The 17,553-nt window shown below is 65.5% G+C and carries 16 protein-coding genes and 1 pseudogene; 9 read left to right on the top strand and 8 right to left on the bottom strand.

Features of this window, described 5'->3' with window-relative positions:
• Positions 1–200 precede the first annotated feature (200 nt).
• The 6 genes and pseudogenes from ACYPYD_RS03420 to ACYPYD_RS03395 all read right to left on the bottom strand — a co-directional run.
• Positions 201–464 (bottom strand): annotated as a pseudogene (locus tag ACYPYD_RS03420) (transposase); the annotation flags it as partial.
• Positions 465–521: 57 nt separating this feature from the next.
• Positions 522–1,292, bottom strand: a complete 771-nt coding sequence (locus ACYPYD_RS03415; RefSeq protein ID WP_459662062.1) for a tyrosine-type recombinase/integrase — start codon at positions 1,290–1,292, stop codon at positions 522–524.
• Positions 1,293–1,421: 129 nt separating this feature from the next.
• Positions 1,422–1,784: an Arm DNA-binding domain-containing protein gene (locus tag ACYPYD_RS03410; RefSeq protein ID WP_459662061.1), complete on the bottom strand. Its 363-nt coding sequence runs from the start codon at positions 1,782–1,784 to the stop codon at positions 1,422–1,424.
• 145 nt (positions 1,785–1,929) lie between these two features.
• Complete coding sequence (locus tag ACYPYD_RS03405) at positions 1,930–2,973, bottom strand: mechanosensitive ion channel family protein (protein WP_459662060.1); 1,044 nt, start codon at positions 2,971–2,973, stop codon at positions 1,930–1,932.
• A complete protein-coding gene (metC, locus tag ACYPYD_RS03400; RefSeq protein WP_375154538.1) occupies positions 2,970–4,184 on the bottom strand; it encodes a cystathionine beta-lyase in 1,215 nt (404 codons plus the stop codon). Before metC ends, ACYPYD_RS03405 begins: the two co-directional genes overlap by 4 nt.
• Positions 4,185–4,336: 152 nt before the next feature.
• Entirely contained in the window at positions 4,337–5,050 is a 714-nt protein-coding gene (locus tag ACYPYD_RS03395; protein ID WP_036527841.1) for a hypothetical protein, read from the bottom strand.
• A gap of 76 nt (positions 5,051–5,126) precedes the next feature.
• On the opposite strand from ACYPYD_RS03395, the gene ACYPYD_RS03390 reads away from it, so the two are divergent.
• Together ACYPYD_RS03390 and queF are read left to right on the top strand one after the other, a co-directional pair.
• Positions 5,127–5,339, top strand: coding sequence for a hypothetical protein (locus ACYPYD_RS03390; RefSeq protein ID WP_051586999.1), 213 nt, complete (start codon positions 5,127–5,129; stop codon positions 5,337–5,339).
• Positions 5,340–5,740: 401 nt separating this feature from the next.
• Positions 5,741–6,199 carry a preQ(1) synthase gene (queF, locus tag ACYPYD_RS03385; RefSeq protein ID WP_036527844.1) on the top strand — a complete coding sequence of 153 codons (459 nt, stop codon included), beginning with the start codon at positions 5,741–5,743 and terminating at the stop codon, positions 6,197–6,199.
• Between the two features lie 145 nt (positions 6,200–6,344).
• On the opposite strand, the gene ACYPYD_RS03380 is transcribed toward queF, so the two are convergent.
• Positions 6,345–6,617 carry a hypothetical protein gene (locus ACYPYD_RS03380; RefSeq protein WP_008832353.1) on the bottom strand — a complete coding sequence of 91 codons (273 nt, stop codon included), beginning with the start codon at positions 6,615–6,617 and terminating at the stop codon, positions 6,345–6,347.
• A gap of 133 nt (positions 6,618–6,750) precedes the next feature.
• Here ACYPYD_RS03380 and ACYPYD_RS03375 point away from each other — a divergent pair, with 133 nt between their 5' ends.
• From ACYPYD_RS03375 to ACYPYD_RS03365, 3 genes are all read left to right on the top strand, one after another.
• The gene (locus ACYPYD_RS03375; RefSeq protein ID WP_459662059.1) at positions 6,751–8,310 is read left to right on the top strand and encodes a GNAT family N-acetyltransferase; all 1,560 of its coding nucleotides are present in this window, start codon (positions 6,751–6,753) and stop codon (positions 8,308–8,310) included.
• A gap of 331 nt (positions 8,311–8,641) precedes the next feature.
• Entirely contained in the window at positions 8,642–9,370 is a 729-nt protein-coding gene (locus ACYPYD_RS03370) for a GntR family transcriptional regulator (protein WP_008832355.1), read from the top strand.
• Positions 9,371–9,457: 87 nt separating this feature from the next.
• Positions 9,458–9,877 carry a GlcG/HbpS family heme-binding protein gene (locus tag ACYPYD_RS03365; protein WP_036527851.1) on the top strand — a complete coding sequence of 140 codons (420 nt, stop codon included), beginning with the start codon at positions 9,458–9,460 and terminating at the stop codon, positions 9,875–9,877.
• 131 nt (positions 9,878–10,008) lie between these two features.
• On the opposite strand, the gene ACYPYD_RS03360 is transcribed toward ACYPYD_RS03365, so the two are convergent.
• Positions 10,009–10,932 carry an SMP-30/gluconolactonase/LRE family protein gene (locus tag ACYPYD_RS03360; RefSeq protein WP_459662058.1) on the bottom strand — a complete coding sequence of 308 codons (924 nt, stop codon included), beginning with the start codon at positions 10,930–10,932 and terminating at the stop codon, positions 10,009–10,011.
• A 150-nt stretch (positions 10,933–11,082) separates the two neighbouring features.
• Here ACYPYD_RS03360 and ACYPYD_RS03355 point away from each other — a divergent pair, with 150 nt between their 5' ends.
• From ACYPYD_RS03355 to glgB, 4 genes are all read left to right on the top strand, one after another.
• Positions 11,083–12,045: a hydroxyacid dehydrogenase gene (locus tag ACYPYD_RS03355; RefSeq protein WP_036527855.1), complete on the top strand. Its 963-nt coding sequence runs from the start codon at positions 11,083–11,085 to the stop codon at positions 12,043–12,045.
• Positions 12,042–12,764, top strand: a complete 723-nt coding sequence (locus ACYPYD_RS03350) for a 4-carboxy-4-hydroxy-2-oxoadipate aldolase/oxaloacetate decarboxylase (protein WP_036527857.1) — start codon at positions 12,042–12,044, stop codon at positions 12,762–12,764. Before ACYPYD_RS03355 ends, ACYPYD_RS03350 begins: the two co-directional genes overlap by 4 nt.
• A 219-nt stretch (positions 12,765–12,983) precedes the next feature.
• Complete coding sequence (locus ACYPYD_RS03345; RefSeq protein ID WP_036527858.1) at positions 12,984–15,413, top strand: glycogen/starch/alpha-glucan phosphorylase; 2,430 nt, start codon at positions 12,984–12,986, stop codon at positions 15,411–15,413.
• Positions 15,410–17,553 (top strand): 1,4-alpha-glucan branching protein GlgB (gene glgB, locus ACYPYD_RS03340; RefSeq protein ID WP_459662057.1); only part of this gene is annotated, 2,144 nt, incomplete at its 3' end. The genes ACYPYD_RS03345 and glgB, both read left to right, overlap by 4 nt.

The raw sequence follows: 17,553 nt of genomic DNA, 5'->3' as shown, positions 1-17,553 counted from the left end.
TGACCACCGCCAATCCCTAATGCCATCAAGCGAAACGATCTGGCTTCTACCCGGCCGGGATCAAATCGGAATGATGGCCGGGATCAGATTGGAACAGGCGACCGGGATCATCGGAATCCGCAGCCGATCCCGACGGAATGACAAAGGCAACCAGTCAAGGTCTGCCGCAGGTCCTGCGCGCGCCGCTTGACACAAGGCCCCACATATAAATCATTCGCCAACGTCAACTCGCCTATCTTGGCATGCAGCGTCTTCACGTCGACGGCGGGCTCGTCCGAGGACTTCTCCGACCCGAATACGCCGGCCGCTCCTTCGAGCAACTGCGTGCGCCACGTCGTGATCTGGTTGGGATGCAAGTCATAGTCCTGCGCCAGCTCTGCCAGCGTCTTCTCGCCCTTGATCGCGGCAAGTGCTACCTTCGCCTTGAATGCCGGGCTGTGGTTGCGCCGGGGTCGTCTGCTCATTCTCTGCTCCTGTCTCGCAGCCTTCCTGGCTGCTCTCAGGCAGAAAATCCAATTATCTCAGTGCGCAGATTCCCCAGGCCACCTCTCCCGAAGGACCCTTCGCTTCTCCTTGACATATTGATGTTTGTTATAGGTATTCGACACCTTCCCACCTACCTTATGGGCCATGACCCGTTCGATGTGGTTCTCGTCGAGAACGGTGTCCTCCTCATCGTCGAGGATACCGTTCGCAAGGGTTGAAAACGTGCGGCGGAGATCGTGTGCGGTCCAGCGCTCGCAGGCCGATCCTGCCGCCTTCGCCTTTCGCTCCATCGCCGCATTGAGAAAGTCCAGCGCATTTCCCAAGTCATAGATCGTATATGCCGCTTCGTCGACATATGCACGCAACGAAGGGAACACGTAACGATAGTTGTGGGCGGCGAGCCGACCGGCAATGAGGCCCCGGGCCTTGTCAGCAAAAGGCGTAATGTGTGGATACCCCGACTTCATCCGTGCCTCGGAGAGGTCCATCCAAGGACGGCTCATGTCCAATTCGCCGCGGACCAGTTCACGAACCTCATCGCGGCGCTGCCCGGTGAGGAGTAGAACAAGGAAATAGGCACGGGACGTAGCGTCCAGTTCGCCAACCACGTCCCACAGCCATCGGACCTCAACCTCGTTCAGATAACGATCACGCGTGTTCTGCTTTTCTGTCTTGAGCCGTCGAGCCGGTGAATCCGACAGCCCAGTCCGAGCTTCCGATTCTTCCGCCCACTTAAAGAACCTTTTCACATACCGGACGGCATTGTTGAAGGCCGCCCGCCTCCCCTTCGTCTTCAGCGGGTCCACAATGTCGGCTAGCTCAAGAAACGTCACATCCGTGAGAAGGCTTTCGCCGATGGTATGAGCAAAAAGGCGATCCCACGTCTGGCGCTTGTCGATCAGCGTCTTCTCTGCGTTGCCGCCAGATTCACCGGACTAGCGAAGATAGGCTGTCCACGCTTCCTGACAGGTCATGACCGGCCGCATCGGCTGTACGAGCACAATCCCATCGGTTGCGCCCTCATCGTCCTCAAACGGGTTCTCGCCACGAGCCACCCGAGCATTGATGTCATTAGCCCATGCACGCGCTGCCGCCAAGGATACCCCGCGCCCGTCCTCGAACCGACCTCCCCCAACCTTCTTCGGCTTCTTGTTGATCTTGCCTTGCCACTGCCATGCGCCTCCCCTTGCGCCGACCACGAAGGTAAGACCCTTGGTCGTATCGAGGAGTCTCGCAGGCTTTCGTGCGGACTCGGCCGCCTTCAACATGGCAACGGTCAATTGCGCCTTGGTAACCATCTCGCCCCCGGGGTATCCGAAAGATCGGTATCCAAATAGTATCCAAATAGTATCCAAATGGCGTTTCGGACATAAATAAGGCGAAATTTGGATACCGGCAAGCCTTTCCAGATGGAGCTTGATCAGGTAGGTATACGTGATCAGTTCAGGGGCTTTTACCCTCGTCGGAGCGAAGCGCGGCAATCAACTCGCGCATCGTCTCAGTATCGCGAAGGTTGAGATCGCGCTGAGGGAAAGGCACCTTGATGCCGTTCTCGCGCATAAGCCTCCAGAGCCCTTTGAGGACATCAGAACGCACGTTTCCAGTGCCTTCTTCGGGGTCGGTGATCCAAACATGGATCACAAACGCGACTCCATTCTCCGCAAAGCTGTCGAGCCAGACGGTTGGCGGCGGGGCCTTGAGGACACGTTTCACGGCACCCGCTGCCTCCAGCATCAGCTTCTCGGCAAGCTCGATATCGGCGGCATAGGGGACCACGACGGGAACTTGGATACGCACGTTCTTGGATGAATATGACCAGTTCTCGACCTGATTGATCATCAGGTTCTCGTTCGGGATCAGGTATTCCTTCTGGTCGCGCGTGGTGAGCGAGACGGCGCGGATGCCGATGCGGCGGATCTGGCCGAAGGTGTACTGCCCGCTCTGGTCGGCGATGGCGATGACGTCGCCGGGCTTGATCGACTTGTCCATCAGCAGGATGATCCCGGCGATCAGGTTGCCGAAAGTCTTCTGCAGGCCGAAACCGATGGCGAGGCCGAAGGCGCCGGAGAACACCGTCAGCGCCGTCAGGTCGATCCCCAGCACGTCGATGCCGACGAGGATAGCCACGGTCCAGATGAACAGGCTGACCATCTTCTCGGTCAGCAACCGCTGCGTCATGTCGAGGCGGGTCGCGCGGGCCAGCACCCGGCTCGACAGCCGGCTGGCGGCCCAGGCCACCGAGATCACCAGCGCGAGCACCGCGACGATGACGGTCAAGTCCCACAGCGAAATGCGGCTGGAGCCGACCTGCACGGCCAGCTTGTCGAGCGTGTCGACGATGTTGCCGATCGTGTCGCTACGGGCGGAGACGACGTTCTTGATGCCTTCCGCGCCCGCGACCGGCTCGGCGTGCTTGACCACGACGGCGGTGGCTGTCGCGGTCGGCGTCGGGCTCGCCGTGGCGGCCGCGACAAGGGGCGCGGTCACTGCCCCCGCCATGCTTCCAGTGCCTGCTCGATGTCGGCGATGAGGTCCCCGGGCGCCTCCAGACCGATGGCGAGGCGTACGCCGTGGCGGTCGCCTTCCGCGGCAGGAGCGGGCGGCCAGGCCATGTTGCTGCGGTAGGCGGAAGGCTCGATGGGGATCGCCAGGCTCTCGAACCCGCCCCACGAATAGCCGATGCCAAACAACGTCAGCGCATCGATGAAGCGGTTGCGCGCGGCTGCATCGCCGCCCCTGAAAGTGAAGCTGAAAAGGCCGCAGCCGCCTGTGAAATCGCGCTTCCACAAGTCATGGCCCGGTGCGCCGGGCAGCATCGGGCAGAGCACTTGCGCCACTTCCGGCCGCTTCGAGAGCCACGTTGCGATTTCCAGCGCGCTCTGCGCCTCGTGGGCAAGGCGCAGGTGCAAGGTGCGCAAGCCGCGAAGCGCAAGCGCCGCGTCGTCGGGAGAGACGACATTGCCCAGTTGCTGCGCGCGGCCGCGCAGCTTTGCGTAAAGTTCCGGCCCGGCGCTGGCGCTGCCCATCATCAGGTCCGAGTGGCCGCCGACATGCTTGGTCAGCGCCATCAGCACCACATCGATCCCGTGGCTCAGCCCGGCGAAGCCGAGCGGGCTGGCCCAGGTGTTGTCGAGCACCGAGACCGCGCCCTTCTCGCGCGCGATGCGGGCGAGTGCGGGCAGGTCGCACACCTCCATCGAGAGGCTGCCCGGCGCTTCCAGTAGCACCGCCCGCGTACGGTCGCAAAAGGCGGCTTCGTAAGCGTCGAGGTCCAGCGGATCGAAGAAGCGCGGCTCGATGCCCATGTCGGTCAGCAGGCCCTTGCCCATCGAACGGGTCGGGTCGTAGGCATTGTCGGTGATCAGCACGACGTCGCCCGGCCGCAGCAGGGTCAGCATGACCCCGGCAATGGCGGCGACGCCGGAAGGATAGAGCACGGTGCCTGCCGCGCCGGGCTCCAGCGCGGTCAGCGCGTCGGCCAGCGCCCACTGCGTCGGCGCGCCGCGGCGGCCGTAGAAGAAACGCCCGTCCTCGTTGGTGCGCGGCCCCTGCGCCAGCGCGGCCGTATTCTCGTAGAGGTGCGTACTGGCGCGCCAGACCGGCGGGTTGACGACCGGCCCGGTCCATTCGCTACGCCGCCCGGCGCCGACGATACGAGTGGCAGCCTCAAGGTCTTCGAGGCGCTTGCTGCTGTTCACTGTGATCTCCGCTGGCTGGGCAGACAGACCCTAGGCCATTTTCCGCGTTCCGGGAAAGGGGTTAGGTGAAGGAGAGGCCAGACCCTTGAGCTGTTTCACTTCGTCACCCTCAACGTGTTTCAGGGTGACGACGGAGCTAGGATCGGTACGCCTCAGACCGCCTTGCGCAGCGTGCCCGGCAGAACCGGATAGGCGCGCGCCTCCGGCACCTCGCGCGCGCCGAGATCGCGGTGCTCCATCGGGCCGGTGTCGAGCCGCAGCGGCGCCAGCGCGGGGCCTCCGGCGATGCCCAGCGTGAAGACGCGGCGGACGGGCGCGACGGTCTCGGCGAAGACTACGCCCACACGCAGCAGCGGCACGAAGAACGACGCATTCGCGCGCTGCAGCGGCCTAATGGCGCTGAGCGGCAACTGCACTTCGCCGGTGAGGGTAACGCTCTCCCCCGCCGCAAGGGCAGGCACCGGCTTGAGCGGCATCATCGTCTCCAGCGACGGGGCAAGCTGCTGCTCGGAGGTCAGCGAGCCATGTGCGCCGATCATGTCGCCGATCAGGTGGCCGGCCGGGAGGTCGGTGCCCGCCGTCAGCGTCACCCGGTACTGCAGCGTCGCGAAGACCAGCGAGAGGCGCAGGCCGACCGGCTCGAAGGCGATGTCGACGGCTTCCGGCGCAGCGGCTGGCGGCGGGACCGGAGCGGGGCGCGGCGGGACCGGCGGGCTGGCGAATTCCGGCTGCGGAACGGGGGCAGGCTTCGGAACAGGAGGCGCGACGGGTTCGGCGACCTCCTGCACTTCGGGCCAATCTTCCGCTTCCTCGGCCGGGCGCTTGCGCCGCAGAAAGAACGCAAGGGCGCCCAGGACGACTAGCACTGCCGGGCTTGCCCATACCCATATGGGCAAGCCCTGCTGCGAGGCCGGAGCGAGAGGCGCAGGGGCAGGTGCTGTCGTGGGCGTTTCGACCGCCGAGGGCGCAGGGATCGGCGTCGGTAACGGTTCGGGCGCGACCGGCGCGGAAGCCGAGGGAGTGCCCTGCGGCTCGGCCGTCGCCGAAGCGCGCGGTTCGGGCGCGCTGGGGCTGGCTGCCGGGTTCGGCGTTCTCGTCGGCGTGGGGCGCGGCGTCGCGGAGGGCTGCACGGTGGGCTGGACGCGCGGAGGCTGAGCGGATGGCTGGACCTGCGGCGGGGGTGCGGCAATGGTCGGCACCGGTTCGGGCGCGGCATTGCGCGGCCGCAGAAGCGGGTTCTGCGCGTCGACCGGACCTTGTGCCCGCGAACTCGGGGTCGCGGTCGGCTCGGGAAGGCTCCAGGTGGTGCCGCTCGACTGGGCACCGACAGGCCCCGCGAGAATTGCGGCCAGCGCGGTCGAGATCGCCGCGCGCGCTATGATTGAATTCGTGCCCCTCATGGTATCTTCGGTCTTCGCCAAACTTCGTGTGAACCCTCAGTTAATGCCTCCTGCCCACACGACAAGACGTGGCATGCCATCGTCCATCGCCGGTGTGACATATGGGCCACCTGCGACATACTTGCGTTCGCGCGTCCTTGGCGGCATTGCCGGGTCATGACTGACACCTCTTTCCCCCTCCACCTCGGCCAGCAGAGCGGACTCCCCGCTTCGCCGGAGGAAGCCCAGCTCGATTACGTTCCGAACCCGCGCGTCGGCAGCCTCTATCTCGTCCGCTTCGCCGCGCCCGAATTCACCTCGCTCTGCCCGGTGACCGGACAGCCCGACTTCGCGCATCTGGTGATCGACTATGCGCCCGGCGAAACCATCGTCGAATCGAAGAGCCTCAAGCTCTTCCTCGGCTCGTTCCGCAATCACGGCGCCTTCCACGAGGACGTAACCGTCGGCATCGGCCAGCGCCTGTTCAACGAGATGAAGCCGCTGTGGCTGCGCATCGGCGGTTACTGGTATCCGCGCGGCGGTATCCCGATCGACGTGTTCTGGCAATCGGACGCGCCGCCCGCCGGGCTCTGGGTGCCCGATCAGGGTGTACCGGGTTATCGCGGCCGGGGGTGAGATTACCTCTCTTCCGCGTTACCCTCCTCCACCGCTCATGCTGAGCTTGTCGAAGCCTAGGGCGTTGGCGTCCACCACGGGGCCTTCGACAGGCTCAGGCTGAGCGGGGTTGGCAGGTCAGAGTGTCCCAGATTTGCGCGGGTTTTCAGAACCCCGCGCTGGCAAATCGCGCGCCATTGACCCGCGTGAGGTCGATGGTGCCCTTGCCGATCGAGGCCATCTGCCTGCTCGTCAGGCACTGCGCGTAGACGGTGGGCGCCTCGGCCTTGCGGGCGGCTTCGGTATCGAGCGCACTATCGATACCGGCATCGCAGGAACCGCGCGTCTCGTAAGTCCGCACCGGCGTCTCCAGCCGCTGGCAGGCGGTGCCGTCGTCCGAACAGGCGAACAGTGCGAGAGCGTAAAGGGTTGCACTCATGGGGGCAGTCTCCTTTCAGGGAAGACAACGGCCCGGGCGCCCCATGTATCCCGCGTCGCCTGAGAAAAAATGAATCCGCTCAAGAGGATTACGGACTGGAACCTTCCGCGCCGCAATGCGTAGAACAGCGCTCATGGACCAGACCAAAGCCAAGCTCATCATCCGCGAAGCGACCGTCGCGGACGCCGCCGCGATCGCCCGTCTCTCCGTCAAGGTCTACGGCAAGGCCGATGCCTTCACCCGCGCCGAGATACGCGGGCAGGTCATCAATTTCCCCGAAGGCCAGTTCGTGGCCGAGTACGAAGGCAAGGTCGTCGGCCACTGCGCGACGATGATCGTCACCTCCGACCTCGCCTTCAAGCCGCACACCTGGGAAGAGATCAGCAACGGCGGCTACGGCCGCCCGCCTGCGCCCGAAGGCGACGTACTCTACGGCTTCGAGGTCTGCGTCGATCCCGACTACCGCCGCCTGCGCATCGGCCAGCGCCTCTACCGCAAGCGCCGCGAGGTCTGCCAGTATTTCGAGCTGCAGGGCATCGCCTTCGCCGGCCGCATGCCCGGCTACTACCGCCGCAAGCGCGCCTATCCCGATCCGGCCGACTACGTGCAGGCGGTGCGCGACAAGAAGATCCGCGACCAGGTCATCAACTTCCAGATGAACGAGGGCTACGAGCCGCGCGGCATCCTGCCCGACTACATCCCCACCGACCGCGAGAGCGGCGGCAACGCGGTGCTGATGTACTGGACCAACCCGCTCGCCCCGCTGGACACCGGCAAGTCGGTGCCCGGCCTCAAGGAGCGCGTGCCTTCCAGCGTGCGCGTCGCCACCGTGCAGTTCCAGATGCGCAAGATCGCCACCATCGACGAGTTCGAGGCCCAGGTGGAATACTGGATCGACGTGGCCGCCGATTACGAGAGCGACTTCGTGGTGTTCCCCGAACTGTTCACCCTCGAACTGCTCTCCATCGAGGAGACCAAGCTGCAGCCGGTCGAGGCGATCGAGAAGATCGCCGAATACACCGAGCGCTTCGTCGAGTTCATGGCGCGCATGGCGGTCAGCTACAACATCAACATCATCGGCGGCTCGCACCCCACCCGCGTGAAGCTGAAGGGCGGCAAGAGCGAGATCCGCAACATCGCCTATACCTTCCTGCGCGACGGCGCCGTGCATGAGACGCAGAAACTGCACCCCACCCCTTCGGAACGGCGCTGGTGGAACATCAAGGGCGGCTACGGCGCCAATGTGATCCCCACCGACTGCGGGCCGATCGGAGTGATGATCTGCTACGACAGCGAGTTCCCCGAACTGGCCCGCCACCTCGTCAACCAGGGCGCGCTGATGCTGTTCGTGCCGTTCTGCACCGACGAGCGGCGCGGCTACCTGCGCGTGCGCTACTGCGCGCAGGCCCGCGCGGTGGAGAACCAGTGCTACGTCGTCACCTCGGGCGTGGTGGGCAACCTGCCCAACGTCGAGAACATGGACGTCCACTATGCCGAAAGCGCGATCCTGACGCCGAGCGACTTCCCGTTCTCGCGCGATGGCGTGGCGGCGGAAGCGGCGGCCAATACCGAGACGATCGCGATCGCCGATCTCAGCCTCGATGCCCTGCTGACGGCGCGCCAGTCGGGCGCGGTGCAGAACCTCAAGGACCGCCGCTTCGATCTCTACCGCGTGGAGTGGGCGCAGCACTGAGCGGAGATCGTCATCCCGGCGAAAGCCGGGATCGCTGGCAGAGCCGCGTGAACTCGATAGATGGCGCGGCTTTGCAGGCTCCAGTCGCCAGTTCTCGTCTCCAGAGCACTCGACGGTCCCGGGACCAAGTCCGGGATGACGGATGTGCGATGACTCGGTGGCTCAGGAATGCCGGATCGCCTGCATAGGCCGCCCTTAGAGTACTCCTAGGTGCCGTTGAGTGCCCCTTGGGGCACGCTTAGAGCATCCTTGGGTGCCGTTAAGTACCCGTTTGCGCACCCCTTCATAACGGTCTATGCCCCGGATCGTATCCAAAACGCGAAGCGACGCCATGACCAAAGACCTTGCCGTACCCCAGGGCGTCGCCAGCCAGCGCGTCGCTGACATCCTCGCCGAACGTATCCTATCGGGCGCCCTCCCCCCCGGCGCGCGGATCAAACAGGACGAACTGGCGGACGAACTCTCCACCAGCCGCATCCCGGTGCGCGATGCCCTGCGCATCCTCGAAGCGCGCGGTCTCGTCACCATGCGCGCCAATGCCGGAGCGCGCGTCACCAGCCTCACGCGGCGCGACCTCGAGGTGTCCTACGAAATCCGCGAGCGGATCGAGCCGCTGCTCCTCGCCGACAGCGTGCCGCACCTGACCGAAGCCGACCTTGCCGACCTGCGCGACGTCATGGAGCGCAACGAGCAGACCGCCGACATCGACGAGGCGATCGCGCTGGGCCGCGAATTCCACTGGATCACCTATCGCCGTCATTCGACCCCGCTGCTCGCGCAGATCGTCGAGCGGGTCTGGGACACGACGCAAAGCTATCGCCGCGCCTACATGAAGCTGGCGATGTCAGGGGCAGCGGCAAGCCCCACGCCGGGAACGAAAAGCCCGTCTGGACGCACGCACGATCTGGAGCACCAGCTGCTCTACGACGCTATCGCCAAGCGCGAGGTCGAGACCGCGCAGGCCGCCCTCGTCATGCACATCCGCCGCACCCGCACCAGCTTGCTGCGCTACGGGCACCTGATCGGCGACGGGGGGGCGATACCGCTCACGGCGGAGTGAGCGGGCGCTTGTAAAATCCGCACTGGATGGGCAGGCAAGTGCCGCCTTTCCCAAGGTTCGCCCTCTGATTCCGGAGAACCCGTGCGCATGATTACCCTTGAACAATCCCGCAGCCTGATCACCGCTACCCGTGCAAGGGGCCGCGAGATGGGGCTCAATCCGCTGACCGTGGTGGTGCTCGACGCCGGCGGCCACCTCGTCGCCATGGAGCGCGAGGACGGCTCAGGCTATGGCCGCCCGGACATTGCCGCAGGCAAGGCGGCGGGCGCGCTGGCGATGGGCGTGTCCAGCCGCAAGCTCGGCGACATGGCGGCGGAACGCCCGCAATTCATGGCGGCGCTGTCGGCCGCGTGGCACGGCAAGCTGATCCCGGCGGCAGGCGGCGTGCTGGTGCGTGACGAGGCGGGCGTGCTGCTCGGCGCGGTCGGCGTCAGCGGTGACCTCTCGGACAAGGATGAGGAAGCGGCCTTCGCGGGGATTGCGGCGGCAGGCCTGACAGCCGCCTAATTCCTCTCCGAGCTTGTCTCGGGGAGGTGGCAGCCCGTCAGGGCTGACGGAGGGGGAATTGTTCGAACTCTCCCCCTCCACCACCGACTACGTCGCCGGTCCCCCTCCCCGAGCAAGCTCGGGGAGGAACTTTAGATCGTTGCCGCGTGGATCGCCCGACCGGCCACCGGCATCTCGACCTTGTAGACCGTCCCGGTGCTCGATTCCGTAAAGAACAGCCACCTGTTCCCCGGCCCGCCGTAGGCCGCGTTGGTGGTGTAGCGCCCCTCCGGAACGTCGATCCGCAGCATCGGCTCACCCCGGTCGGAGAACAGCCACACCGCGCCGAAGCCGACATGGCAGACGACGAGGTTGTCGTTCTCATCGATGGTCAGCCCGTCCGGACCGGAGCCGCCGGAAAGCTGGATATAGGTCCCGACCTTGGAGATCACCTCGCCGCCATTGACGAGAGGACAACGCCACACCGCATTGGCGCGCGTCACGGCAAGGTAAAGCGCGGTCTCCGCCTTGTTGAGCACGAGGCCGTTGGGGCTGGGAATGCCGTCCAGCATCAATTCCAGCCGCCCGGTCCCGGCGCGGACGCGAAACAGGCGGCCGTTGGGGTTCTGCCAGCCGGACTGGCCCTGGTCGGTGAACCAGATGTCGCCGTTCTTCGCGATCGTCAGGTCGTTGCAGCCCAGGAACGGTTCGAGCAGATAGCGATCGAACCACGTCTCCGACCGGCCGGTGGCGGGGTCGCAGATGACCATGCCCTTGTGGTGGTCGGCCACCAGCAGGCGGCCGTCGCTCAGGAATTTCATGCCGTTGGGCTGGCCGTCGTATTCGAAACCCACCTCGCATGTCCCATCCGGGCTGATCCGGAACAGTCGGCCCCAGGGAATGTCGGTGACCCACAGGTTGCCCGCCGCATCGAAGACCGGACCTTCGAGGAACACAGGTGCGGCGGCGCCGTGAAGCTGGACCTGCGCCCACTGCGTACTTTCGCCGAAGCGGCGGAACTTGTCGGGAATACGGCAGAACACTTCCGCGGTGACGGCGGGCGGGGCGGCGAACATTGTCCTCTCCTTCGATTGATCGCCCGGACGGGAAGTGCCGGGATCGGATACATGTCATGGGCCGTCAACCGTATTGCAGCTTGACCCTGCGGCAAAGGCCTTTCACCGTCAGGCCATCCGAAATCGTCCCGATGGTATACATCAACAACAATGTCCAAGGATACCCCCACCCCCTTCCGAGAGCGCGTCTGCATCGTCGATCCGATCCATCCGTCAGGAGTGGAGCGCATCGCGGCGGCGCATGACGTCATCGGACTCGACGATCCCAGAGTGGCCGAAACGACCGTGCTCGTCATCCGCACCAGCCCGCTGGGGCCAGAAATCTTCGGGGCGATGCACAGCCTCAAAGCCATCGTGAAGCACGGTGCCGGCGTGGACAACATCGCCATTCCCGCCGCTACCCAGCAAGGGGTGATGGTCGCCAACACGCCGGGCGGCAACAACTCCACCGCTGTCGCGGAAGGCGCGGTGGCGCTGATGCTCGGCCTACTGCGCCGCACGCGCGATATGGATGCCCTCGTGCGCGAGGGGCGCTGGGACGAACGTTGGGGCATCCGCCTCGGCGACCTCACCGGTGCCCGCGTCGGTCTGATCGGCTTCGGCCGGATCGCCCGGCAAGTCGCCAAGATCTGCGGCGCCGGGTTCGGGTGTGAGGTGCTGGCCTTTGATCCTGTGGTGTCCGATGCTGAAGTGCGCGCCGCAGGTGTCGAACCGGCAGACCTGACGGGCGTGCTCGGCTGCGACATCGTATCCATTCACGTGCCCCTGACCGAGGGCACCCGCAACCTCATCGATACCGTCGAACTGGGCATGATGAAGCCGCACGCGCTGCTGGTGAACTGCTCTCGCGGAGGGATCGTCAACGAGGCGGCGCTGGCCGAGGCGCTACGCTGCGGCCAGATCGCCGGAGCGGGAATCGACGTCTTCGCCGACGAACCGCCCGCTGCCGACCACCCGTTGTTCGGCCTCTCCAACTGCCTGCTCTCGCCCCACGTCGCGGGCGTGACCGAGGCGGGGATGAAGGACATGGCGCTTCATGTCGCCGCCGTCATCGACACCGTCAGCCGGGGCGAAGTCCCCGCCACCCTGCTCAACCCGGAGGTTCTGCCGTGACCGTGCCCACCAAGTCCGTGATCTATGCCAGGGTGCACCGCCCCGACCCGGCGCTCATCGCCCGCGCCGCGAAGTTCGGCATCGCCGACTTGCACGAAGGCCTTGGCGAGATCGCCGGGCGCATGTGCCTGATGAGCCCGGCCATGGTCCCCATCGCGCCCGGCCAGAAGGTCTGCGGCCCAGCGGTGACGGCGTGGAACTTCCCGGGCGATAACCTCGCCATCCATGCCGCACTCTATACCGCCGAGGCGGGTGACGTGCTGGTCCTGACCAACGGTGGCGGGCATCAAGGCGCGCTGTGGGGCGACGTCGCTTGCACGTTCGCGCAGAAGAAGGGCCTCGTCGGCACCGTCGTCCATGGCGCCACGCGCGACGTCGATGCGATCCGGGACCTCGGCTATCCGGTCTGGTCTACCGCCGTCTCTCCCGAACACCCCAAGAAGCGCGGCCCGGCTGCGGTCAACGTGCCGATCGTGGTCGATGGCGTGCTGGTGGAGCCGGGCGACCTGATCGTCGGCGATTCGGACGGCGTTCTGGTGATCCCGCGCGCGCTGCTGGAACTGGCCGTCACGAATGCCGAGGCCCGCGCAGCCAACGAGGTCGAGTTCCGCCGCCGTATCGGCGAGGGCGAAGTGCTGTTCGACGTCCTCGGCATGCGCAAGCTGGTCGCCGACCTCGGCATCGAGATCAAGGACTGCACCTGGGAGGAGGACCGCTAGGTCCATGCAGGAGGCCGGGGCTGCCTTGCGCGGCTCCGGTCTTTCCCGGGCAGGAAAATCATTGCCGCACTGCACAATCTCTCTTGCCGCATCGCAAGCCTGTGCTAGCCATTACTCCTTAGGAACGGGAAGGGGGCGTCGCCTTCGTCCTGGCATCAACCGGCCCGTCCCGTCGAGCCGTATTCGGTACGTCGGCATGGCCTGCTATGGAGTGTGCTCATGGCCAGCGAACCCGTGTCCGACATCAAGCAAGACGCCGTCTCGCAGATGGAAAAGGACATCCTGCGCGTCCTGCGTCGCCGCATCGGCAAGGATCAGCGCGCGGCCAAGCAGCATGACTGGTACGCATCCTCGATCCTGACCTTGCGCGATCACATCATCGACGCATGGATCGAATCGACCCAGCGGACGTACGAAGCGGGCGGCAAGCGCGTCTACTACCTCTCGATGGAGTTCCTGATCGGTCGCCTGCTGCGCGACGCGCTCTCGAACCTGGGCGTCACGCGCGACATGGAGAAGGCCCTCGCTTCCTTCGGCCTCGACCTTGCCGAACTGGAGGAGCTGGAGCCCGACGCGGCGCTCGGCAACGGCGGCCTCGGGCGTCTGGCGGCGTGCTTCATGGAGAGCCTCGCGACGCTCGACATTCCGGCTTACGGCTACGGCATCCGCTACGTGAACGGCATGTTCCGCCAGCGCATCGACGACGGCTGGCAGGTCGAACTGCCCGAGACATGGCTCGCTCACGGCAACCCGTGGGAGTTCGAGCGGCTGGAGAGCACCTACCGCATCGGCTTCGGCGGTGAGGTAATCGCCAAGGGCGACGGTGTCATGTGGAACGCGGCCGAGGAAGTGGACGCCACCGCCGTCGATACCCCGGTGGTCGGCTGGCGCGGCAAGCGCGTCAACACGCTGCGGCTGTGGACCGCCAACCCGATCGACCCGCTGAAGCTCGACGCCTTTAACGCCGGCGACCACTTCGGCGCGCTGGCGGAGAAGGTGCGGGCCGAGGCGCTGGTGCGCGTGCTCTATCCGGCCGACTCCAGCCCGGCGGGCCAGGAACTGCGGCTGCGGCAGGAGTATTTCTTCACCGCCGCCTCGATCCAGGACATCGTGCGCCGCCACGTCCAGTACGAGGGCGATATCCGCACCCTGCCGGACAAGGCCGCGATCCAGCTCAACGACACGCATCCCTCGGTCGCCGTCGCCGAACTGATGCGCGTTCTGGTCGACCTCGAAGGGCTGGAGTTCAACGAGGCGTGGGAGGTCACCAAGAAGACCATCTCCTACACCAACCACACCCTTCTGCCCGAGGCGCTGGAAACCTGGCCGCTGCCGCTGTTCGAGCGCCTGCTGCCGCGCCACATGCAGATCATCTACGCGATCAACAGCCGCGTCCTGCGCGAAGCGCGTAAGGCGGGCCTGACCGACGCGCAGATCGCCGCGATCAGCCTCATCGACGAGAGCGGGGAGCGCCGCGTGCGCATGGCGAACCTCGCGTTCGTGGGCGCGCACTCGATCAACGGCGTCGCCGCGCTGCATACCGACCTGATGAAGGAGACGGTCTTCGCCGATCTCCACGCGCTCTACCCGAGCCGGATCAACAACAAGACCAACGGCGTCACCCCGCGCCGCTGGCTGCAGCAGTGCAATCCGGGGCTCACCAAGGTCATCAGGGACGCCATCGGCCCTGAATTCCTGGACGACGCGGCGAAGCTGTCCGACCTCAACGCGCTGGCGGACGACGCCGCGCTTGGTGAGCGCATCGCCGAGGTCAAGCGATCGAACAAGGTCGCGCTGGCGGACTACATCAAGCGCACGATGGGCATCCGCCTCGATCCCGACGCGATGTTCGACGTCCAGATCAAGCGCATCCACGAATATAAGCGCCAACTGCTCAACCTGATCGAGACGGTCGCGCTCTACGACCAGATCCGCAGCCATCCCGAGCGCGACTGGGTGCCGCGCGTCAAGATCTTCGGCGGCAAGGCGGCGTCGAGCTACCACAACGCCAAGCTCATCATAAAGCTGGCCAACGACATCGCCCGGCGCGTCAATTCCGACCCCTCGGTGGGCGGGCTGCTCAAGGTCGTCTACGTGCCCAACTACAATGTCAGCCTGGCCGAGCGGATCATCCCCGCCGCCGACCTGTCGGAGCAGATCTCGACCGCGGGCATGGAAGCCTCGGGCACGGGCAACATGAAATTCGCCCTCAACGGCGCGCTGACGATCGGCACGCTCGACGGCGCCAACGTCGAGATCAAGGAACACGTCGGAGACGAGAACATCGTCATCTTCGGCCTCACCGCCGAGGAAGTCGCCGCCAAGCGCGCCGAGGGCTACAACCCCCGCGCCATCATCGAGGAATCGCGCGAGCTGGGGCAGGCCCTGTCGGCCATCGCCTCGGGCGTGTTCTCGCACGACGATCCGCACCGCTACGAAGGGCTGGTCAACGGCATCTACGAGCATGACTGGTTCATGTGCGCCGCCGATTTCGACAGCTACACCGCCGCCCAGCGCGAAGTCGACGCGCGGTGGGAGAACAAGGCGGGCTGGCGCGCCTCGGCAATCCGGAACATCGCCAACGTCGGTTGGTTCTCCTCGGACCGTACTATCTCCGAGTACGCCAAGGACATCTGGAAAGTTCTGTGAAGCCAACGGAAAGCGCTCTCGAATCCCTGCTTCTAGGAACCAACGCAGATCCGTTCTCGCTGCTCGGCACCCATGCCGGGCCGAACGGGACGCACCTGAGGGCGATCCTTCCGGGCGCCGAGACTGTCGAGGCGTTCAGCCTCGACGGGCACTGGCTCGGCAAGCTCGACAAGGTCGATCCGCGCTACCTGTTCGAAGGACGGCTACGTATCAAGCCGCAGCCGATCCGCTACCGCTGCACAGCGCACGGGCATGACTGGCTTGTAACCGACCCATATACCTTCGGTCCGGTCCTCGGCCCGGTGGACGACCTGCTGATCGCGCAAGGCACGCATTACCGCCTTTTCGACAAGCTGGGCGCGCACCTGATCGAGCATGAGGGCGCACACGGCGTCCACTTCGCGGTCTGGGCGCCCAACGCCCGGCAGGTCAGCGTGGTGGGCGACTTCAACGACTGGGACGCCAAGCGCCACGTCATGCGCGCCCGCGCCGATATCGGCGTGTGGGAAATCTTCATCCCCGACATCGGCGATTACCGCGCCTACAAGTACCACGTGGTCGGCGCCGACGGCATGGTGCAGCCGCTGAAAGCCGATCCCTTCGCCTTCATGTCGGAAATCCGGCCGGACAACGCCTCGGTCACCGCCGTTCCGGCCAAGCTCGACTGGGGCGACAAGGCCCACCGCGAGCACTGGGCCACCGTCGACGCCCGCAAGGTGCCGGTCTCGATCTACGAGGTCCACCCCGGTTCGTGGAAGCGCGACCGCTGGAACTGGTTCCTCGACTGGGATGCGCTGGCCGACGAACTGATCCCCTACGTGGTCGAGATGGGCTTTACCCATATCGAGTTCCTGCCGATCAGCGAGCACCCCTACGATCCTTCGTGGGGTTACCAGACGACCGGCCTCTACGCCCCGACTTCGCGCTTCGGGGAACCTGCCGGCTTCGCCCGCTTCGTCGACGGCGCGCACCGGGCGGGCATCGGCGTCCTGCTCGACTGGGTGCCCGCGCACTTCCCCAAGGACGAGCACGGCCTCTGCCGCTTCGACGGCACCGCGCTTTACGAACATGCGGACCCGAAGCTGGGCCAGCAGCCCGACTGGGGCACGCTGATCTACAACTTCGGCCGCCGCGAGGTCGCCAGCTTCCTGCTCAACAACGCGCTGTTCTGGGCCGAGCGCTACCACGTCGACGGGCTGCGCGTGGATGCCGTCGCCTCGATGCTCTACCGCGACTACTCGCGCAAGGCGGGCGAGTGGATCGCCAATCAGGACGGTGGCCGCGAGAACTGGGAGGCGGTGGAATTCCTGCGCGAAGTCAACCGCGCCGTCTACCGCGAGCACCCCGGCTTCATGACCATCGCCGAGGAATCGACGGCATGGCCCGGCGTCACCCAGCCCGCCTACGAAGGCGACGGCAAGGGGCGCGAGACCGCGCTGGGCTTCGGGTTCAAGTGGAACATGGGCTTCATGCACGACACGCTGCGCTACATGGCGCGCGATTCCGTGCATCGGAAGTATCACCATGAAGACCTGACCTTCGGCCTCGTCTACGCCTTCTCGGAAAACTACGTCCTGCCGCTCAGCCATGACGAAGTGGTTCACGGCAAGGGCTCGTTGCTGGGCAAGATGAGCGGCGACGACTGGCAGAAGTTCGCGAACCTGCGCGCCTACTACGCCTTCATGTGGGCCTATCCGGGCAAGAAGCTGCTGTTCATGGGGCAGGAATTCGCCCAGCGCCGCGAATGGAGCGAGGAGCGCGCGCTCGACTGGGATTTGCGCGATGCCCCCGCGCACGAAGGCGTGCGCAATCTGGTGAAGGATCTCAACCGCCTCTATCGCACCAAGCCCGCGCTTCACGCGGGGGATTGCGATCCCGAGGGCTTCGAGTGGCTGATCGTCGACGACAAGGAGAACTGCGTCTTCGCCTGGCTGCGCAAGGCACCGGGGGCGAAGCCTGTCGCGGTGATCGCCAACATGACGCCCACGATGCGCGTCGAGTATCGCATCCCCCTGCCGATCGACGGCAAGTGGAGCGAAGTGCTCAACAGCGATTCCGTCCACTACGGGGGCACCGGCAAGGGCAACCTCGGTCAGGTGAAGGCGTTGGACGGGCAGGCGACGGTAACTTTGCCGCCATT

This window comes from Novosphingobium sp. 11B, assembly GCF_054589055.1.
Note: the sequence above shows the minus strand (reverse complement) of the source record. Positions and strands in the feature narration are given on the sequence as shown.